Annotated in this window: 23 protein-coding genes; 18 read left to right on the top strand and 5 right to left on the bottom strand. The window is 45.6% G+C overall.

The annotated features are described in order from the left end of the window. Window positions 1-100 precede the first annotated feature (100 nt). The 4 genes from BP97_RS0108955 (at window position 101) to BP97_RS0108940 (ending at window position 5,729) form a co-directional block, all read left to right on the top strand. Window positions 101-1,144, top strand: coding sequence for an AAA family ATPase (locus tag BP97_RS0108955; protein ID WP_197035434.1), 1,044 nt, complete (start codon window positions 101-103; stop codon window positions 1,142-1,144). Between the two features lie 2 nt (window positions 1,145-1,146). Then, complete coding sequence (locus tag BP97_RS0108950) at window positions 1,147-2,394, top strand: DUF58 domain-containing protein (protein WP_156043177.1); 1,248 nt, start codon at window positions 1,147-1,149, stop codon at window positions 2,392-2,394. Further along, window positions 2,391-4,616 (top strand): transglutaminase TgpA family protein, encoded by a 2,226-nt coding sequence (locus tag BP97_RS0108945; protein WP_028548800.1) that lies wholly within the window; start codon window positions 2,391-2,393, stop codon window positions 4,614-4,616. The genes BP97_RS0108950 and BP97_RS0108945 overlap by 4 nt, the downstream gene beginning before the upstream one ends. Before the next feature lie 138 nt (window positions 4,617-4,754). Next, window positions 4,755-5,729 (top strand): patatin-like phospholipase family protein, encoded by a 975-nt coding sequence (locus BP97_RS0108940; RefSeq protein ID WP_028548799.1) that lies wholly within the window; start codon window positions 4,755-4,757, stop codon window positions 5,727-5,729. A 24-nt stretch (window positions 5,730-5,753) separates the two neighbouring features. Here the strand turns inward: BP97_RS0108940 and BP97_RS0108935 are convergent, their stop codons facing one another. Then, window positions 5,754-6,020 (bottom strand): hypothetical protein, encoded by a 267-nt coding sequence (locus BP97_RS0108935; protein WP_028548798.1) that lies wholly within the window; start codon window positions 6,018-6,020, stop codon window positions 5,754-5,756. Window positions 6,021-6,043: 23 nt separating this feature from the next. Beyond that, the gene (locus BP97_RS0108930) at window positions 6,044-6,982 is read right to left on the bottom strand and encodes a DUF1385 domain-containing protein (RefSeq protein ID WP_028548797.1); all 939 of its coding nucleotides are present in this window, start codon (window positions 6,980-6,982) and stop codon (window positions 6,044-6,046) included. Window positions 6,983-7,194: 212 nt separating this feature from the next. Between BP97_RS0108930 and BP97_RS0108925 the strand changes: the two genes are divergently transcribed. From BP97_RS0108925 to BP97_RS0108895, 6 genes are all read left to right on the top strand, one after another. Continuing rightward, window positions 7,195-7,701, top strand: a complete 507-nt coding sequence (locus tag BP97_RS0108925; protein ID WP_028548796.1) for a YqhR family membrane protein — start codon at window positions 7,195-7,197, stop codon at window positions 7,699-7,701. Between the two features lie 117 nt (window positions 7,702-7,818). Then, entirely contained in the window at window positions 7,819-8,265 is a 447-nt protein-coding gene (aroQ, locus tag BP97_RS0108920; protein WP_028548795.1) for a type II 3-dehydroquinate dehydratase, read from the top strand. Between the two features lie 3 nt (window positions 8,266-8,268). Beyond that, on the top strand, window positions 8,269-9,342 hold the full coding sequence (locus tag BP97_RS0108915) for a M24 family metallopeptidase (RefSeq protein ID WP_028548794.1): 1,074 nt from the start codon (window positions 8,269-8,271) through the stop codon (window positions 9,340-9,342). 77 nt (window positions 9,343-9,419) lie between these two features. Next, window positions 9,420-9,977 carry an elongation factor P gene (gene efp / locus BP97_RS0108910; protein ID WP_028548793.1) on the top strand — a complete coding sequence of 186 codons (558 nt, stop codon included), beginning with the start codon at window positions 9,420-9,422 and terminating at the stop codon, window positions 9,975-9,977. Between the two features lie 183 nt (window positions 9,978-10,160). Further along, on the top strand, window positions 10,161-10,604 hold the full coding sequence (locus BP97_RS35695) for a VanZ family protein (RefSeq protein WP_197035433.1): 444 nt from the start codon (window positions 10,161-10,163) through the stop codon (window positions 10,602-10,604). Between the two features lie 145 nt (window positions 10,605-10,749). Beyond that, window positions 10,750-12,006 (top strand): aspartate kinase, encoded by a 1,257-nt coding sequence (locus BP97_RS0108895; RefSeq protein ID WP_028548792.1) that lies wholly within the window; start codon window positions 10,750-10,752, stop codon window positions 12,004-12,006. A 3-nt stretch (window positions 12,007-12,009) separates the two neighbouring features. Here the strand turns inward: BP97_RS0108895 and BP97_RS0108890 are convergent, their stop codons facing one another. The 3 genes from BP97_RS0108890 to BP97_RS0108880 all read right to left on the bottom strand — a co-directional run bounded on the left by BP97_RS0108890 (window position 12,010) and on the right by BP97_RS0108880 (window position 14,238). After that, window positions 12,010-12,474, bottom strand: a complete 465-nt coding sequence (locus BP97_RS0108890) for a DUF441 domain-containing protein (protein WP_028548791.1) — start codon at window positions 12,472-12,474, stop codon at window positions 12,010-12,012. A 77-nt stretch (window positions 12,475-12,551) separates the two neighbouring features. Beyond that, window positions 12,552-13,289: a 2-phosphosulfolactate phosphatase gene (locus tag BP97_RS0108885; RefSeq protein ID WP_028548790.1), complete on the bottom strand. Its 738-nt coding sequence runs from the start codon at window positions 13,287-13,289 to the stop codon at window positions 12,552-12,554. 115 nt (window positions 13,290-13,404) lie between these two features. Further along, the gene (locus BP97_RS0108880; protein ID WP_028548789.1) at window positions 13,405-14,238 is read right to left on the bottom strand and encodes a phosphosulfolactate synthase; all 834 of its coding nucleotides are present in this window, start codon (window positions 14,236-14,238) and stop codon (window positions 13,405-13,407) included. 170 nt (window positions 14,239-14,408) lie between these two features. Between BP97_RS0108880 and BP97_RS0108875 the strand changes: the two genes are divergently transcribed. The 8 genes from BP97_RS0108875 (at window position 14,409) to spoIIIAG (ending at window position 19,807) form a co-directional block, all read left to right on the top strand. Continuing rightward, window positions 14,409-14,675 (top strand): YqhV family protein, encoded by a 267-nt coding sequence (locus BP97_RS0108875; protein WP_028548788.1) that lies wholly within the window; start codon window positions 14,409-14,411, stop codon window positions 14,673-14,675. Between the two features lie 70 nt (window positions 14,676-14,745). Next, window positions 14,746-15,855 carry a stage III sporulation protein AA gene (spoIIIAA, locus tag BP97_RS35690; protein ID WP_064745678.1) on the top strand — a complete coding sequence of 370 codons (1,110 nt, stop codon included), beginning with the start codon at window positions 14,746-14,748 and terminating at the stop codon, window positions 15,853-15,855. Beyond that, window positions 15,849-16,367, top strand: coding sequence for a stage III sporulation protein SpoIIIAB (spoIIIAB, locus tag BP97_RS0108865; protein WP_028548787.1), 519 nt, complete (start codon window positions 15,849-15,851; stop codon window positions 16,365-16,367). The genes spoIIIAA and spoIIIAB overlap by 7 nt, the downstream gene beginning before the upstream one ends. A gap of 130 nt (window positions 16,368-16,497) precedes the next feature. Beyond that, the gene (gene spoIIIAC / locus BP97_RS0108860) at window positions 16,498-16,701 is read left to right on the top strand and encodes a stage III sporulation protein AC (RefSeq protein WP_028548786.1); all 204 of its coding nucleotides are present in this window, start codon (window positions 16,498-16,500) and stop codon (window positions 16,699-16,701) included. 16 nt (window positions 16,702-16,717) lie between these two features. Next, the gene (spoIIIAD, locus tag BP97_RS0108855) at window positions 16,718-17,107 is read left to right on the top strand and encodes a stage III sporulation protein AD (protein WP_028548785.1); all 390 of its coding nucleotides are present in this window, start codon (window positions 16,718-16,720) and stop codon (window positions 17,105-17,107) included. Between the two features lie 24 nt (window positions 17,108-17,131). Further along, window positions 17,132-18,373: a stage III sporulation protein AE gene (spoIIIAE, locus tag BP97_RS0108850; protein WP_231506252.1), complete on the top strand. Its 1,242-nt coding sequence runs from the start codon at window positions 17,132-17,134 to the stop codon at window positions 18,371-18,373. Between the two features lie 31 nt (window positions 18,374-18,404). Then, window positions 18,405-19,139 (top strand): stage III sporulation protein AF, encoded by a 735-nt coding sequence (spoIIIAF, locus tag BP97_RS38750; RefSeq protein WP_051620458.1) that lies wholly within the window; start codon window positions 18,405-18,407, stop codon window positions 19,137-19,139. Between the two features lie 32 nt (window positions 19,140-19,171). Next, the gene (spoIIIAG, locus tag BP97_RS0108840) at window positions 19,172-19,807 is read left to right on the top strand and encodes a stage III sporulation protein AG (protein ID WP_028548783.1); all 636 of its coding nucleotides are present in this window, start codon (window positions 19,172-19,174) and stop codon (window positions 19,805-19,807) included. Window positions 19,808-19,833 lie beyond the last annotated feature (26 nt).

Here is a 19,833-nt window from a genome sequence, read left to right as displayed (position 1 = left end):
TTTTTTTGCGTTAAAAATAACATGAGTACGATTGAAAAGGAGCATTTAGCTGAAAATGTACCAAAATGTGTAATTTTACAAACAAATTTAGCATTTTTACATGTATACTGGTTTTTTTGAATCTTGTAAAATAGAATTAGGACTTATATATCCAATTTCCAATACCCCAAGGAGGATCAGGATCATGGAGCCTATCGTAAAAGAAGATATTCAGATAATAAAGCGCATTCAAGCGAATTTGGAATCTTGTATCCTCGGTAAAACGGACGAGATTAAACTTCTTTTGACAGCTATGCTGGCTGGAGGTCATGTTCTTCTGGAAGATGTACCAGGGACAGGTAAAACCGTATTGATCAAATCGCTTGCAAGGTCGATACGCGGGCAATTTCGGCGAATCCAATGCAATCCTGATTTACTCCCGACAGATATTACGGGTGTTTCCATATATCATCCTAAAGATGAGGTATTCATTTTTCGTCCGGGTCCCATCATGACCCATATTCTGCTTGCAGATGAAATTAATCGAGCGACGACCAAGACTCAATCAGCGCTGCTGGAAGCGATGGAAGAACGGCACATTACGGTTGATGGAGAACCACATGAGCTGCCTAAGCCCTTTCTATTGCTTGCTACACAAAATCCCATTGACTTTGAAGGGACCTATATATTACCAGAAGCTCAGCTGGACCGATTCATGATGAAGTTCAGTCTCGGTTATCCCGATGAATCTACTGAATTGAAAATGATCCTATCGCAGAGCGTTGTTCATCCGATCGAACTACTGGAACCTGTAGCGGATGTTGAAGAAATCAATGCGATACAGCAGCGTGTCAAACAGGTCCATATGGATGATGCAGTAGCCGGCTATTTGGTTGCCATTACACGTCAGACAAGAGAGCACTCTTCTATATTCTTGGGAGCCAGCCCTCGCGCAACATTGGCGTTGGTTCAAGCCTCCAAAGCATACGCATTGCTGCAGGAAAGGGACTATGTCATTCCGGATGACATTAAATTTTTGGCGCCGTATGTGTTGGGACATCGAATCCTGCTTCATGCGGAAGCAAGAATGGACGGGACGACGGTGCCATCCGTTCTTCAATCCGTCTTCCAGCAAGTTAGAGTGCCAATTCGATTGGAGAAATGAGCATGATGAGGGGATCGATCGTGCAAAAGTTGACGGAACGGCAGCGTTTAAGCAAGCAATTTTGGGCGGTGCTTACCAGCTTTCTTATCAGTCTCGGCTTTCTCTTGTTTCAGGGTGGTAAATTGGCGCTGATGGTTTTTGTAATTATCAGCCTTCTAAGCGTTTATTTGCTGCTTGGGCAGTGGAGCGGAATCAAACGAACACAAGGCACAAGACTCCTGAACAATGTGGATCACGGGGGGACTCTGGAAGCAGGGAGTACACTAGGCGTCACAATTCAGCTGCAAATTCCTGGGTTCTGGCCTATGCCTTATATTTTCGTTAAGGATCGGCTGTATCACAAGAACGGCACTGAGCTGGAGTTCGAAGCGACAATTGTTCCAGATTGGCGTCGACGCGGGGAATGGGCATACCGTACGCCTGCATTACGCAGGGGCTCGTATACCTTTGGTTCGACGGAGTGTGTAACTGAAGACATTTTCGGCCTGTTTGAGCATAGCGGCACCTTGAAGATGCCTCACAGCATCGTGGTGCTTCCACAGACCGTACCGATTCGAGAATGGCAGCAATTTCATCAGATGATGAAGGGGACTAACCATCATTCCACGACAACTAGGGCTGTCAGAGAAACAACACAAATCAACGGTGTTCGCGAATATATGTACGGAGACCGTTTATCTAGAATTCATTGGAACGCGACAGCGAAGACTGGAACGTGGAAGTCGAAGGAATTTGAACGTGAATCACTTCCCAAGACGTATCTTATTTTGGACCGGGAACGAAAGGTATATAATGATTTAGACCAATTCGAGCTCGCCGTCTCTGTTGCTGCTTCCTTATTTCAGTATGGTGCGACTCGTGGACTTGCATTAGGTTTATTGTCCACAGGTTCGGATGATGTGTATTACGAGCCCAAACCAGGTCAAAATCAACAAAAAATGGTGCAGCAGCATTTCATTCAAGTGGAGGCAGACGGAAGCTATTCTCTGAAACAGGTTATGAGAGAAAAAGCTCAAAACCTGGTTCCGGGAAGCTTTATTACGCTGATCACCCCAGTTTATGGCGAGCCTATGCTGCAAATGATTAGCTTGCTAAAGCAGCTTCAATTAAATCCTTGCCATCTATGGCTGTGTACGGATCCTGATAATAAGGAACGTTGGCTTAAACAGCTTCAAGCGGTTGGCGTTTCCGGTTATGCGATTCAATCCCTGCATGAATTACCGGTGATGTTAGGAGGGCGAAGCGGATGAACGAGAAGGTTTCCTTGTGGCGCCGGTTGTTTGTCCTTCATTGGCCGCATCGTCTTAGCGTTCTGCTGGTAGGCGTCTTGCTGCTGCAATACGTCTTGTGGTTCATGAAGGAAGACCACCTATGGCTCCCTGAGACAGTATTAATCGTTGAGCTTACCTTGTTGGCTACATTTTTATTGGAGCATTTGTCGAAGGTTCATTGGCTGCTGCGGGGCTTGCTCCAGCTGGTTTTGATTATCTTCATTAATAAACAAGTGCTATATCACTACCACGTTATTGAAAACTTAACCGTTTCAAGCTTCTTTTCCTCACGTTTGTTTCTGAATTTATACCAGCTAACCCCTTACTTATGGTTCAGTCTGGCAGCATGGGTAGCCTATCTTGCCTTGATTTGGTGGGTAGAGGTTAAGTGGCGTGTTTACTTATTAATGATCATCAGCGTCGTTGTTATGTGTATCCGGGACTCCTTCTCAAGCGTGTACTTGTGGCCGCAAGTTGCCATAACAATAGGCTGCGGACTTTTCTTACTAATCCTTAGTCATTTTCAGCAATTACGTAAAAAAGATCCAACGGCTTGGAGCTACTTGGCCGATTACCCGGCATCCATTGCCGTTCCCATCATTTCACTTATCAGCTTAACCGTTGTTATTGGGGCTGTTATGCCTGAAGTAGGGCCTATGGTGACGGATCCTTACACAGCTTGGAGGACTTTAAGAGGAGAATCGGTTAATTTTACAACCGGTAAAGGGGTTGAGGTTGCCTCGTCATCAGGTGACACATCATCAGGGTATAGTCGAAGTGATACTGCCCTCGGAAGCGGATTTCAATTCGACTATACTCCTGTCATGACGGTGGATACGACTCACCGGAGTTATTGGCGCGGGGAGACACGTTCTCTTTATACAGGTAGGGGCTGGGATGTAGGCGAAACGGATAAACGAGCTGCTATAACGGCGGTTCGTCCAGATGCTGCCCTGACACCGGACCCAAGAAGCTCCGGCAGCAAGTTGAAAACAATTGAAGTTACACAAATGATCAGCATTTTATCCGAAGATAAATATCCTGTCCTTTTCGGTGCATATGACATTCAAAAGGTAACCGATCTTAATGGGGGCAAAATAGGTTTCGAGCCGCTTCAATGGGCACCTTCGCAATCGGAGCTTAGATTGAATTCTCCTCCTAATCAAGCCTATCCGAAAATGTATACGGTCATTTCACAAATGCCTGTTATTGATGAGGAAGGGTTACGTAAGGTAACCGATACTTCGGTTCGTAGTGATATGGGGGAATATTTGCAGCTTCCGGATCATTTGCCGGGAAGGGTACGCCAGCTTGCTGCAGAGATTACGAAGAATACCGTGAATCCTTACGATAAGGCGAAGGCAATTGAAAAGTATTTGCGAGAGAATTATCCATATACGAATAAGCCGGACTTGAGCAAAGGCCGCAGCCGTGACTTTGTTGATCGTTTTCTTTTCGAGATCAAGGAAGGATATTGTGATTACTATTCTTCCGCCATGGCGGTATTATCCCGATCCGTTGGTCTTCCAACCCGTTGGGTAAAAGGATATGCCTCAGGCCAATCATCCAACATCGATGAGATGTTCGGCATGTTCGGTGAAGAAGCTCTAACGGATCCTGATGCTGCAGGAGTGTATACGGTGAGGAATGCAGATGCTCATTCCTGGGTTGAAATATACATCAACGGTTGGGGGTGGATTCCTTTTGAGCCTACATCCGGATTTACGCTGCCGCGTGCTGTGCTTCAAGAAGAGCTGTCGACAGAAGCAGCTGTAGTACCAGAAGCCACACCTGCAGAACCGGAACCTACCGTACTGGAGCGTCATGGTCATATCGTAGGTATTGCTGCCATTGTAGCTGTATTAGCTGCAATAGCCGCTTTCATTGTATGGAAGCTACAGCTGTTGGAGCTGGTTCATGAGAAGCTGGAGCGGCGGCGTGCCTCCTTGTTAAAGCAAAAGGTAATCGTCGAATGCGAAAGACTTCTTCGCATTTGCCGCCGTAACGGATACATTCGTTATGAACATGAAACACTGCGTGAGGCGGTGCGACGATGGTCTCAGCAGAGCAAATGGATGAAGGCTGACTTGGATCAAATATTGGCAATATTTGAGAAAGCGAAGTACAGTAAAGCAGAGATCACCGATGAAGAGTGGCAAAGCACAATATCAATCGTAGAGAAACTTCGCTCTCAATTTTAAAACTCTTGTTAGACGTATGCTCTAGATGCATACGTCTTTTTTTGCTATAAAAGTGCCACGGCTGTCTGTGGCATACGAACAATCTCTCTCCGCATACATTTTCTATGGTGAAGATTACGTGCGGGAGAAGGGATGCGGATGAAAATCAATGCGGTTTTCGAAGGCGGTGGGGTGAAAGGGATTGCGCTTGCAGGAGCCGTACAGGCAGCAGAGCGTAGGGGGCTGAAATTCCATCAAGTAGCCGGAACCTCTTCTGGCGCTATCGTCGCCTCACTTGTCGCGGCAGGCTATACGGCTGAAGAAATGAAAAAAATTATAATGGCCACTCCATTCAGCTCCTTTATGCAGCGAGCCCCCATTTTTAATACAAAGATTATTGGTCCTCTTACCCGGGTGTTTCTTAAGAAAGGTCTATATTCGGGAGAAGCGCTGGAGCATTGGATTCACCAGCTTCTTCTCGCCAAAGGGATCCGCACATTCAGTGATTTGAAGACAAATCAGCTTCGCATCATTGCCTCGGATATTTCTGATCGCAAGCTATTAGTTTTGCCTGATGATATCGCCCAATACGGCATCGACCCCAAACAGCTGCTTGTCTCCAAAGCAGTTCGAATGAGCACTAGCATTCCTTACTTTTTTGATCCTGTTATTATTCGTAAAGCCCCTGACAAGAGGGCAAAGAAGCAGGCTTTTGCGGAACAGTTTGCTTATATCGTCGACGGAGGATTGCTGAGTAATTTCCCACTCTGGATCTTTGATAAGGACCATGCTTCGGCTATGGACCAAATCATTCCCACAATTGGTTTTCAGCTTGTAGGGAGGGGGAGTGGCCAGCCAAATACAATTTATGGACCTATATCCATGTTCAAAGCATTGTTCTCAACCATGATGGATGCGCATGACGAACGTTACATTGAAGAGGCAAACCGGTTTCGGACTATCAAGATACCGACGCTTGGAGTAAGTGTGACTGATTTCGACATTTCGAATGAGAAAAGCTCGGCGTTATATGAAGCGGGATATTTGGCTGGGGAAGCTTTCTTCAACAAATGGAAGCTGACGGATTACAAGCAAGGTTTCGAGCAGCATGTTCTAAGAAAGAAGACAAAATAAAAAAACGGCGACAAATCGCCGTTTTTAATGATATTTGGGAGGCTCTTCCGGGCTTCCCTTATTGCCGTCAATAACTCGGAATGAAGCGTTACGAGTACGCTTTTCCTTTGTTCTGCCGCTGCTTTTGGTGGAGAAAGCGGGCTTGCGCCACCGGCTAGGCGGGTATTTATAAAGAAAAAAGATAGCTCCAAAAACAATTATCGGAATAATCAGCTGCAATGCTTTGGAGGCGATCCCGATCAAGGCTAACCCCAGAACAACATAGGTGGCTATGGAAAATCGCTTTTTCATCGCTGCCCCTCCTTTAATCTATATTATGCTCTTGCTTGTTCGTCTAATTCTCTCATTCGATTAAAAGAAGCAATGGATACCTCGACCATCGAATTATCCGGCTGTTTGGTCGTAAGCATTTGCAGCCACAAACCGGGATATCCGAGATAACGAAGGACAGGAACTTCGCGCAAGCTGTTAGTAAAACGAAGTACTTCATAAGAAACACCAATAACAACAGGCAACAGAACAATACGTTGTACAATCCGTTCTACGAAGGAATCGTAGGTAAAGAACGAATAGATCACGACACCGACTAATACGGTGAATACGATGAAGCTGCTTCCGCAACGGTAGTGCAGCGTGCTGAATTTTTGTACATTTTCAACCGTTAGATCCACACCTGCTTCATAGGCACTGATCACTTTATGTTCTGCTCCATGATATTGAAATAGTCGTTTAATCATCGGCGTTAACGAAATAAAGTAAATATAACCAATCAGCAGTACAATTTTGATGAGACCTTCCACCAAGTTGTGGCCGATTTGGTTTTCAAACAATTTGGAGAACAACAGCTGCTCGATGATAGGAGGGACAAGTGTGAATATGAACTTTCCGAATATAAAGGATAATATCCCGACTACAGCTACGCCGAGAATCATTGATATTCGTCCTGCAGCGGATTCCTTTTTCTCTTTTTTCGGAGCTCCGTCCCCTTCCTCCTCGGCAAAAGCTTCTGCTGAAAAGTTAAGATGCTGTGCTCCTTTGGCGCTGGCCTCCACTATGCCTACGATACCACGGATGAAAGGTATCTTCTTTAAAGGTCGTACCCAACCGAGTTCAGTCTTGGGCACTTCCAAATACTCAATGGAATTATCTTTACGGCGAACGGCCGTCACGTTTACACTTTGGCCTCCAAACATGACCCCTTCGATCACGGCTTGACCACCGTAAATGGCGCATGGTTTCTCTTTTTGCGACAACGATTACACCTTCTTCTGCTAAAAATAAAATGGGACTCTACATTATTGTATCGGATTCAAAGCGAGAATGCTACCGTTTAGGGGACAAATATTTGTATATACTAACGGTATTCAACCGTTCAAAGTGCTTGATAAAGTCGAACAAAAACCATCATAGCTGATCTGAATCAGATAAGGGATAGCTAGTGAGAGGTCATTCCAGGAGGAACAGCATGAACGATCCAAGAGCCAAAGTCCCTTCCAATCGTTGGCTATTTTCAATTAATATCGGTTTTTTTGCTGGATTGATATGGGGTGCCGTGAAAATGCTGGAGCACTATCTTCACTTCACCATTCTGCCTCCAGGCTTTTTAGTTGAGCATTTCTACAAACGATCTTTTTTGATTAGCTTTCAAGGCTACATGGTAGGTTGGGCAACTTTCATCCTCTTTTCCATTGTCGCTTCCTTATTGTATACAGCCATGTTTTCAAAGTCTACTGGACCCTGGCCGGGGGTTGCTTACGGAGCTGTATGGTGGGCATTGATTTTTTTATTAATCGGACCCGTAACAGGAATGATGAATTGGATAGCCTATCTGGACTGGAATACGATCATTACTGAAGTCTGCTTGTTTATAGTATGGGGGCTGTTTATTGGTTATAGCATTTCAATGGAATTTAACGATGAGCGTGAGAGGGAACCATTTCAAACCGGGAAGCAGGATCCTCAGCCGGAATAAATCGGGTTTAGAAGCGGCAGGTTGCAAAAAACAGTTCTCAAACGGAAGAAACTTATGGTAAAATAGTCGGGTGTGTATTCTGAATAGGCTAAAGAAACATCGATGGAGGGACCGACATTGAAAAAAATCCTGGTATTAAACGGTCCGAATTTGAACATGCTCGGTATTCGCGAACCTGGCGTGTACGGCACGACATCGCTTCAAGTGATTGAACAGCGGCTGATGAAGCTGGCGGAAGAGCTATCGGTGGAGCTGGAGTGCTTCCAATCCAATCACGAGGGCGCCTTGATTGACAAGATCCACGAAGCCTTTTCGGTAAAAGACGGCATTGTGATGAATCCTGGGGCGTTTACTCACTACAGCTACGCTATCCGTGATGCAATTGAAGCAGTTCGAATTCCGACTATTGAAGTACATATATCGAACATCCACAAAAGAGAAGCGTTTCGCCATGTTTCGGTGATCGCACCCGTTGCACTAGGGCAAATTGCCGGCCTTGGTGTAGACAGCTACGAGCTCGGCCTGCGTGCCGTCGTAAGCCACCTCAATTCCTTGGAGGGATAACAAATGCAGCAAGCACGTATTGAACGCCTTCGCACTGTTTTGCAAGAGCAAGGACTAAAGGCGCTTTTAATTACCAATGCAGTTAACCGCCTTTACATGACGGGCTTTACCGGATCATCCGGCATTGTGTTAATTTCCGAGACTAAAGCGTATCTTTTGACGGATTTCCGCTACATGACCCAAGCACCTGCACAAGCAACTGCTTTTGAGGTTGTGGAGCATGCTCCAAACCCAATGGAAACAGCCAGAGATCTTCTTACTAAGCAAGGCATCTCCAAAGTCGGCTTTGAACAGAATGACATGACCTACGGTGCATACCAAACTACGGCCAAAGCGTTAAGCGGCATTGAGTTGGCAGCGACGGACGGAATTGTTGAGAAGCTGCGTGTCATCAAGGACGAGTCCGAGATTGCTGTACTTCAGGAAGCGGCTGACTTGGCTGACCGTACCTTTACGCACATATTGAATTTTCTGAAGCCAGGTGCCAAAGAAGCAGATATTGCGTTAGAAATGGAGATGTTCGTACGCAAAAATGGAGCGGCTTCCACTTCGTTTGAAACGATAGTCGCGTCCGGCGAACGGTCTGCATTACCGCACGGCAAAGCAAGCGATCGTATTCTTCAGGCAGATGAATTTGTCACATTGGATTACGGCGCTTATTATAAAAGGTATTGCTCGGATATTACGAGAACCGTAGTTGTGGGCAAACCGACTGATAAGCATAAGGAGATTTACAATATCGTTCTAGAGGCACAAATGACGGCTTTGGACAAGATCAAACCGGGAATGACAGGAAAAGAAGCGGATGCAGTCGCAAGAGATATCATCCAACGCTACGGGTATGGAGACTATTTTGGTCACGGTACAGGTCACGGTTTGGGAATGGAAGTCCATGAAGCGCCGCGGCTTTCTAAGAATGGAGAGACGGTTTTAACGCCCGGCATGGTTGTAACGGTCGAACCTGGCATTTACTTGCCTGGCTTCGGTGGGGTTCGGATCGAAGATGATATCGTCGTTACAGACACCGGAATTAAAATATTGACGCATTCAAGCAAAGACTTGATTGCATTGGATTAGTACAACATCTTGGTGGAAGCTTGAACCCGAATGGATTCTCAGGACTTCTGCTCACATTTTTAGGGAGGTATTTTTCAGTGGTATCAGTAAACGATTTTAAGACAGGCTTAACAATTGAAGTTGACGGCGATTTGTTCACCGTAATTGATTTTCAACACGTAAAACCAGGTAAAGGTGCAGCTTTCGTTCGTTCTAAATTGAAAAACCTCCGTAACGGTAACACCGTTGAACGTACTTTCCGTGCGGGTGAAAACGTAGGTCGTGCACATATCGAAAACCGCGAAATGCAATACTTGTACGCAAGTGGTACCGAGCATACATTCATGGATACAGAAACCTATGATCAATTCAGCTTGCCAGCTAAGCAATTGGAGTGGGAACTGAACTTCTTGAAAGAAAACATGATGATTCATATTATGAGCTATCAAGGTGAAATTTTGGGTATTAACCTGCCTAACAGCATCGAACTGAAAGTCGTTGAAACTGAGCCAGGTATCAAAGGAAACACGGCTACAGGTGCTACGAAAAGTGCGAAGCTTGAAACCGGCTTAAGCGTCCAAGTACCTTTGTTCATTAACGAAGGCGATGTACTGTTGATCGACTCTCGTGAAGGTAAATACATTTCCCGCGCTTAGTGTAAAGCCGCCCTGGTGCGTATCGAAACCTGCCATAATGGCAGGTTTTTTTATATAATGAATCGATGATAATAATGTGCAACCCACACCACAATTAAAAGTGGTCATACTGCGTTATAAGATGAGAAGCTTTCGAGGTTAATAGAAGCAAAGGTGCTGATTCCATTGAGGCAGGTCTTGCAATTGAAGCTAGTTTCTCGGGCGACATGGCTTCTATTCTTGTCGTATACCCTCCTGATGATTTACTTGCTTTTTTTCGGCTTCTCGCGCGCGACACGGACGGAGAGGCTGTACAATCTGACCCCATTCAAAACGATTTGGAATTATATCGCCGACATCCAATATTATAACCTGGACATTTGGATCATTAATCTTTTTGGAAATGTAGCGGCATTTGTGCCATTCGGGTTTTTGATTCCTGTATTATTCCGTTCTTATACAAAGTGGTACAAGTTAATGAATCTGTTATTTTGGGCATTGCTTTTAGTAGAATCCATACAGTTCATTTTCAAAGTAGGCAGCTTTGATGTTGACGATATTATACTGAATGTAATTGGAGGACTTGTTGGATATACTGCTTATGTGTTAACCATTGGCCGTAAAATGAGATGCAGGAATTTACCATAATTTATCGAAAACAGAAAATCCAGAATAAGGTAGAGTAATGGCTTGCATAGTGGGCTAATTCGACATTTTTCTACTTCAACCTTAGGCGTTCTTATGGTATAATGATACATTGTTATGCAAAAGTTTCGGTAGGGAGTGAACAGCTTTGTCTCTTATAGTGATGAAATTCGGCGGCAGTTCCGTTGGTGATGCGGAACGGATGAAACGTGTAGCCAATCGTGTAGTAGAGAGACAGCGGGAAGGCAACCAATGCGTAGTTGTCGTTTCTGCAATGGGTGATACAACAGATGATTTGATAGACTTGTCGAAGCAAATTTGTTCGGTAACGCCTCCTGCACGTGAGATGGATATGCTGTTGACTACAGGTGAGCAAGTATCCGTAGCTCTGCTCTCTATGGCTATCCAAAGTTTGGGCCAACCAGCTCTATCCTTTACCGGATGGCAAGCGGGGATGTACACGGAAGGTGTACATGGAAAAGCAAGAATTACAGATATCCAACCCAAAAGAATCTTGAATGCTTTAAATCAAGGAAACGTTGTTATTGTAGCTGGATTCCAGGGAATGACTACAGAAGGTGAGATTACAACATTAGGGCGCGGCGGATCCGACACAACAGCCGTTGCATTAGCAGCCGCTATTGAAGCCGATGTATGTGAAATTTTTACCGATGTAGATGGTATTTATTCGACGGATCCACGCGTAGTCAAATGCGCGCGCAAGCTTCCGGAAATTACGTATGACGAAATGCTGGAACTGGCAAATCTGGGTGCCGCTGTGCTGCATCCGAGAGCTGTTGAATATGCTAAGAACTACAATGTACCCCTGGTCGTAAGATCCAGCTTTAATCATAATGCAGGTACGAATGTGAAGGAGGAAGCAGCGATGGAGCAAGGAATCGTTGTTCGCGGGATTGCAAGCGATAAAAATGTGGCTAGAATCAGTATCCTCGGAATAGAAGAAAAACCGGGTCAATTGGCTAAAGTGTTTACAGCTTTGGCTAAAGAGCAAATCGATGTAGATATTATCGTACAGAGCGGTATCATGAACGGACAAGCAGACTTTTCCTTCACAGTTTCTCTAACTGATAAGGATAGAGCTTTGGAAGTTATTCAAGGCATCCGTTCCGAGGTGGGCTTCCGTGAAGTTTCCTCCCAGGAGAACCTTGTTAAAGTTTCCATCGTAGGCGCAGGTATGGTAAGTACTCCTGGAGTAGCTGCTAAAATGTTCGAGGTTATTTCCGATCTTGGTCTTAGCATCAACATGGTCAGCACATCGGAGATCAAAACCTCATGCGTCATCGACAACAGCCGCTTAAACGAAGTAATTCAAGCACTGCATACGGCATATGGCTTGGACACCGATACAACAGTTTTTGTTGGCGGACCCCAAGATCGTAGATAAGCTTTATTTCAGCTTGTCGAACATAAACGTAAACAGCTTTAATAAGAAAGCGGTAATTCCTGCAGCCATCAACGGACCTACAGGAATCCCTTTTAGAAAAATAATACCGAAGATAGAACCGATGACAAGGCCCACAACGAGTTGTGGGTCTATTTTTAACAGCTCTAACCCTTTTCCGTTCATGTAGGTTGCAATGGCTCCGCCAAGAAGAGCTAATATACCTGGCCATGTCGTAAACATGCTGGTAATATCTTTATAAGTAATCCGTTGACTGGCAAACGGAACAAGCACTCCCATCGTTAGAAATAGCAGCCCAAGCTCCAGTCCCCGACGTTCGATAGTCGGCAGGTAGCGCTCCAGATGAATCAGCTTTACAATGAGCAGCACACAGGCAGCCGTTGTAATAATAGGGGAGCGCCCTATCAGACCGATAATGATGAGAACTAACAGCAGTATATCACCGTTCATCGAAAGACCCCTTGTCTCATAGACTTCCTTCTAAGTGTATGAGGGGGACGAGTTTTTAGAACAGGCAACGAACTCTATCAGGTGTGCTGAGAGACGGAGGGAACGACAAGCTTCCCTTCGCGAACAATGGGCACTAAGGGAATGGTGTTCATTTCCGAGCAATATTTAATGTCCTCGAGGAAGCCTAGCTTACTAAGTCTTTTGCCATTCGCACAGTTTATTAATGCTTCCGTTAGATTAGATTGAACGTGGCGATAAGTATACAGCATACTAAGTCCGAAATCATTGATATTTAGCTCCGTTCCACTGCCCACTGCACTCTGCAAAAGCTCATCCGTAAGCTGTCCTGCACATACTCCATCCTCGAATGAATACACGTCCTGAGTTCCAGAACAGAGAATGATGATATCCTTTTTCAAGGTTATAGCTTCTTCTGCACATGCCCTACCATTTAATAGAGATGCGGCAAGAATGGTTCCTGCTTTGTTGGCTTTTTGAATGGCACGGGTTCCGTTCGTTGTTGTCATGATTAGAGTTTTGCCTGCGATACTTGCAGCCGTATATTCCAAGGGAGAATTGCCGAGATCGAATCCCGGTATTTTTTTGCATGCACGTTCTCCTCCCAGAACAAAACCGGGCTGATAAAGCTGTTTAGCTTGCAGTACTGTTTCAACAGGATATATCGCTTTGCATCCATGAGATAGTGCAGTGAGTATGGTGCTGGTGGCGCGAAGGACATCGATAACGATGACCGTTTTGTTGATTAGTTCGTCAGCGCGAGCCTCATTGACGCTGGGTAGTACCGTAATGTCCACGGTTGGTGCCTCCTAAGAGTTTTTGCGCCAGCAAAAACTGGCTACGAAAGCATACACTGAGTTTTTTCGCGCCAGTTAGAATTGGCTATAAAAAGCATATGCAGAGTTTTTGAGCCTATATTTCCCAGTTTCCATTATAGTCAGAAGGGAGTTCCTGCCCTAAATGGAGGGTGTCGGATCTTAAGCCTCGGCGAAGAGCCTCCAGCGAAATTAAATCGGAAGGCGCGATGTTGCCTAAATGAATATCCGTTCCCAGAGTGTTCAGCAGATGTACCTGCTGGTCTTTATGAGGCGCCTCCCATAAGAGCAGATGCTTACTAGGGACTTGGCTGAGCACCAATTCAATATCTGCGTCCTTGCAGCTGCCGTTCTCATCAAAGATGCCTACACCTTTACCTGATTCTCGTCCTTCAATAGTAATCAGACTAGCACCTAATTCGGAATCGATTATGACGGTTTCTATTAAATCTTCGATTTCGATGGACGAGCCCCAGCATTTTTTTCCGTATTCTGTTATGACCGTATAGCCCTGATCTCGTCCACGACGGATCAATTCACTCCGTACCGCTCTTTCTACTTCGATAGTTCCGTCCGAAATTTCCAGTCCGTTAAACCCAAGAAAACTTGCCATATCAAAAAAGTCGTCAACAGCGCCTTGACACATGGCGACCTCTAGGAACGTACCGCCAGGGTATACCAAAATATTGTGTTCCTTGGCCATTTCTATTTTCCGTCTCAGCAAAGACGTGGAATAAAGAGGAGAAGTACCGAAACCGATTTTTAACATATCAACGTAATCGCCAGCTGTCTGCAATAAATCTTCAAGAGCATGAATGCCCAATCCTTTATCGATTACCATGGTTTTTCCAAGTGCTCGTGGTTTAACAGTACGCTTTCCTGTCGGATCGCTGAGCAGGGGATGCCACTTAAGATGTGACGTTACCTCCATGTCCTATCGCCTCGCTGTTTACATTTTTTGTGTTGATTTCTGTGTCATCATATGCAGTTGGATTTAGGGGTGTGCCCATGATGCCTAAAATGAGACGAGCCTGCATAGATTGATAGAGAAGCTGTCAACGGCTTAGTACTATAGTGTGTTTAAGAAAGGGGAGAAAAACAGTGATCAATAAGATCGTGCTCAGCATGGCTTCGCTGCGACTGTTCTCAGGCACTATCGAAATTATGGCTGCATTAATAATGCTCCGATTGAATCAAATTGATAAAGCTTTGATGGTTAACACCGGACTAGCTATGGTAGGGCCCCTTGTTTTATTGACAACGACTACGCTTGGACTGGTAGGACTCGCGGAAAAGCTTTCTTTTGGCAAAATGATCTGGGTTATAGCAGGTGTGAGCTGCATTTTTATAGGAATTCTTAAAAAGTAAATAGTCATAATTACTTCGTCCAAGCATACACATGATTATGAAAGATGGACAGCTTGGGGGGATGAAAGAAATGCATTCGCTTCTCCGGCTTTTTTCTGTCCCTCTGCGCCAAAGACTAGCAACTCTACCAAACCCGGTGATGAAGGATTTACAAGAGATTCGGGTTCGTGAAGAGCGACCGTTAGAAATTGTATGGGGACAAAAGTACAGCTTCGTAGAAGGAAACTCCGGTCTTTGCGATGATCCCGCACTTGCATACCGGCCTACCAGGGAGGATTGCTCCACTTTGCTTGAAATGCTGACACAGCATTCACTTTACACCTTCGATGAAGAGCTGCGCCGCGGATACATAACGGTTCAGGGAGGACATCGGATTGGACTCGCGGGAAGGGTGGTATTGGAGCACGGTAAAGTCAAGCATTTGAAAGAAATTACCAGCTTTAATATCCGGATTGCTAGAGAGTTAAAAGGTGTTGGAAGCCATGTGCTCCCCTATATGATGGATGCCTCGACAGGCAGCGTACACCATACGCTGATCGTCTCACCCCCGCAGCAGGGAAAGACAACCTTGATTCGCGACTTGGCAAGGCTAATCAGCGGAGGGCCATCAGCAGGAGCGCTCTATGGATTAGAGCGAGGCTTGAAGGTAGGCATTGTCGATGAACGTTCCGAAATCGCAGCGTGCGATCGAGGTGTTCCACGTTTCGATCTGGGACCTCGTACAGATGTGCTGGACGGCTGTCCTAAGGCGGAAGGAATGATGATGATGATCCGATCGATGTCTCCTGAAATTCTTATCGTAGATGAGATAGGTCGACATGAGGACGCGTCAGCCATTCATGAAGCGATTCATGCGGGTATTCGTGTTATTGCAACAGCACACGGTTTGCATCAAGACGATGTCAGGAGGAGGCCGGTTCTTCAAGAGCTGCTCGACGAAGGAGTATTCAACCGAATCGTTGTTTTGAACAAAAAAGCTGGTGCGGGCACACTGGAGGGGGTCTATGATGCCAAAGGGAACAGACTCGAGTTAGCGAAGCCAACTGTTCATGTATCCGCAGCTGAAATAACTCCATCCTTAGGGATAAGCAGGAAAGAAGCTTCAATAGATTGGACTGGGAATTCGGCGTTCTCGTCGTCAATCCGCTCATCGAAGGGGAAGGGGGAAGATCATTGCTGAAGCTTTTAGGGGCGATGATGATTTTACTGTCCGCGACCTTGTTCGGATTTTATCAAGCACAACAGTATTCCCGCAGGCCTAAGCAAATCGGTGATATTATCAGGGCGCTGCAAAGGTTGGAGACGGAAATCGTGTACGGCATGACTCCACTGCAAGAAGCTTTGATGAAGGTAGCCAAATCTTGCCCGCAGCCGGTCAATGCTATCTTCCGTCATACTGCGGAGGAGCTAGGGCAAGCTGGCGGACGCTCCGCTCAACAAATATGGCAGCAGTCGCTTCAAGAGCACTGGAAACACACCTCGATGAAGGCGGGAGAACAGGATATTGTTCGCCAATTGGGTTTTACACTCGGCTTGTCGGATAGTGTAGATCAAGTGAAACATCTTCGCTTGGCAATCCAGCAGCTGCAGGGTGAGCTGGATAGCTCGGAGGAAGAGCGTAAGCGGTATGAAAGCATGTGGAGAAGCCTGGGCTTATTAATGGGTGCTTTAATCGTTATTTTGATGTATTAACCTGCAACGGTTACTCAAGCGAAGCAGAGTCGGTTGTCAGGGGATCTGCAACGACTATTCAAGCAATGCAGCAGAGTCAGCAGAAAGTTGCACGGTTAGGAAGTTAGAGGCTAGAGGTGAGGTGCCACGAATGAACGTAGATGTGAACGCGATATTTCAGATTGCCGGAATCGGGATTATTATCGCGATGATTCATACCGTGCTTAAGCAAATGGGCAAAGAGGACATGGCACACTGGGTTACATTAATAGGCTTCGTTGTCGTTCTGTTCATGGTTGTCAACCTGCTTGATAATTTGTTCAAGGAAATCAAAACCATTTTTTTATTTCAGTAGACGTAGGTGAGACTTAGTGGAGATCATACAAATCGTAGGTCTGGGCTTAATCGCCACCATACTGGTACTGATCATCAAGGAACAAAAGCCGATATTCGCTTTCCTGCTGACTGCATTTACGGGGATCGTCATCTTTTTGTTTCTGATTGGCAAGATCGCTTCGGTCATTCAAATCCTGGAGGATCTCGCACTGAATGCGAACGTGAATATGATTTTCCTCAAAACGATCTTGAAAATCATCGGTATCGCTTATATCGCAGAATTCGGTGCTCAGATCGTAAGGGATGCAGGGCAAGAATCGATCGCCTCCAAAATTGAACTATCCGGCAAAATTTTAATTATGGTAATGGCTATTCCAATTGTATCGGTCATTATCGAAACGGTGGTCAAGCTGCTGCCCGCATAAGTAATGTGCCAGGAGATGAAGCAAATGCTGCTCACATGGTCGTACATGGAAAAATGGTTTCGGAGACGCGCTGCCAAACCACTGTTGCTTCTGTTCATTCTCACAGGGTTCTCATTAGCTTCGGATCCATTGGCATATGGAATAACCGAGCAGGCAGGTATCGCACAGGCTACACCTGTCGAGCAGATTATCAAGGAACAGGCTGAACGGTTAAACACCGACCAGGTAGAACAGTACTGGAATCAGCTAATGAAAAAGTATGGCGGGTATTTTCCAGATAGCCAAACCCCATCGTTTATGGAGATGATTACCGGTTCTAAAGGGTTAGGCATAAGCTCAATCTTCACAGGAATACTTCGATATTTTTTTCATGAGCTGCTGTACAATGGCAAGCTGCTCGCATCGATTGTTGTCCTGACTATTTTCAGCATGCTGCTCGAGACGCTGCAAAGCTCATTTGAAAAAAATACAGTCAGTAAAGTCGCTTACGCAATTACCTTCATGGTGCTGATGATCATGGCTATCAACAGCTTCAGTGTCGCCATCGGATATGCTAGGTCAGCGATAACAGACATGATTCACTTTATGGTGGCTGTCATTCCGCTGCTTCTGACATTACTTGCTTCCATGGGTAACGTAGTGTCGGTCTCGGTGCTTCATCCGCTTATTGTTTTCATGATTCATGCCGTAGGAACCGCAATCTATTTGGTCGTTTTTCCACTGCTGTTCTTCTCGGCCGTACTTCATATCGTTAGCTCCTTGACGGATAAATACAAGGTAACACAGCTCGCCAATCTACTGAGAAACGTCAGCGTCGGCTGCTTGGGGATATTCGTAACCGTCTTTCTTGGAGTCATTTCCATAAGAGGTGCAAGCAGTGCGGTAGCAGACGGAGTGACGATCCGAACGGCCAAATATATTGCGGGAAACTTCGTTCCTGTGGTAGGGAGGATGTTCTCCGATGCATCTGAAACGGTGATAGGGGCATCGCTCCTGGTAAAAAATGCAGTCGGGCTGGCCGGTGTCGTTATTTTGTTGATTCTATGCGCTTTTCCCGCATTGAAAATAATGGCTCTCGCCTTGATATACAACTTGTCTGCCGCTGTGCTTCAACCTTTAGGTGACAATCCGATGATTACCTGCCTTGAAACGATAGGTAAAAGTTTAATCTATGTATTCGCAGCTTTAGCAGTTGTGGGGTTGATGTTCTTTCTTGCTATCACGATTTTGATCACTGCTGGGAATTTGTCCGTGATGATGCGTTAGACTCATTTGGGGCTAGAGAGGGGTGTGCGACATGGAATGGTTAGGCGGCTGGCTCAAATCCATCATTCTCGTCATCTTGCTTGCAACCTTCGTCGATATCCTGCTTCCGAGCCAGTCCATGCAGCGTTACGTCAAAACCGTCATCAGCTTATTTATATTGTTGATCCTCCTGCAGCCTTTGTTGTCCATATTTCAAAAACACGTACCACTCGATCAGCTTCTTGCTGATGCAATGAACTCTAAAGGGGGCGGCTTATTGGCATCAACTGGGGCTCAAGGAGGCTCGAACCAAATGCAATCATTGGGGAGTATTCAACAGCAAGCAGATCAGCTGAAGGCCAAACAAGAGCAGCAATCACAGAGAATTGCTCAGCAGCAAATCGAAGATTTGATGAAACGAAGCATCGAGCAAGCAGGTGTAATGGATGTGCAAAATGTTAAAGTTCATACGGGAAAGGATAACAGCGGACAGCTGCAAATCGTCAGGGTGGAGGTTAGCGTATCTCCAAGAGCCCCGACAGTGGCAGTATCATCAGATAAAGGATCGGAACCTATGAAGAGCGTAGCCATTGAACCCGTCAAACCGGTAACTGTCAACATCTCTCCAGACAACAAGAGTACCAATGGTCTGAACAAGGAACCAACGGCTGGAGGGAACGGTTATGAGCAGGAAAGGACGCAAATCCGAATGTCTATTAATAAGGATTGGCAGATACCCTTGGATCAAATATTCGTTAATGTAGCAGCAGACAAGTTGAAGTCATAAGCAACCATTCGATGCTAAGGAGGTGTGAACCGATGGGTGGTTTTATGAAATGGATGGAGACTTGGTTAGGCGGAGGGCCGAACGGAACGAAGCGGGTAAAGACGTTTCGTTGGTTAATCCTGCTGGGGCTTGTGGGAGCAGCGTTTATGATACTCAATTCTTTCATTACGGTGAAGGATGTTGACCCCATCAACGAAGGGAGGGCCTCTCCGGAACCATCGACACAGGCTGCGTTTTCAGCGGCTGCCAACAAAGAGCGTTCAGCTTTTAGAGATTATGAGGACGCATACGAAAGCCAATTGAAGGAAATATTGTCGAAAATAGTTGGTGTGGGTGAGGTAGAGGTGCTGGTTACGATCGATTCGACCGAGGAGGTCACCGTAGAGCGAAATACTAAGGAAACCCAACAGGTGACGAATGAAAAAGATCAGCATGGCGCTACCCGCCATATAACCGATGTCACACGCAGTGGCGAAGTCGTGCTGTACGAAGTATCCAATGGCAAGCAGCCGCTGGTTCAAAAATACATCAAGCCGAAAATAAGGGGAGTCTTGGTTGTTGCCAAAGGCGCTGAAAACCTGACAGTCAAAAAAATGATCACAGAAGCTGTAGAAAGAGGACTAGACGTTCCTGCAAACAAGATTTCTATTTTACCCCGTAAGCAATAATGATTATCTATAAAACCCAATTTCAA

Source organism: Paenibacillus sp. UNC451MF (assembly GCF_000686845.1).
In the GTDB taxonomy this organism is placed as follows: Bacteria; Bacillota; Bacilli; order Paenibacillales; family NBRC-103111; genus Paenibacillus_S.
Note: the sequence above shows the minus strand (reverse complement) of the source record. Positions and strands in the feature narration are given on the sequence as shown.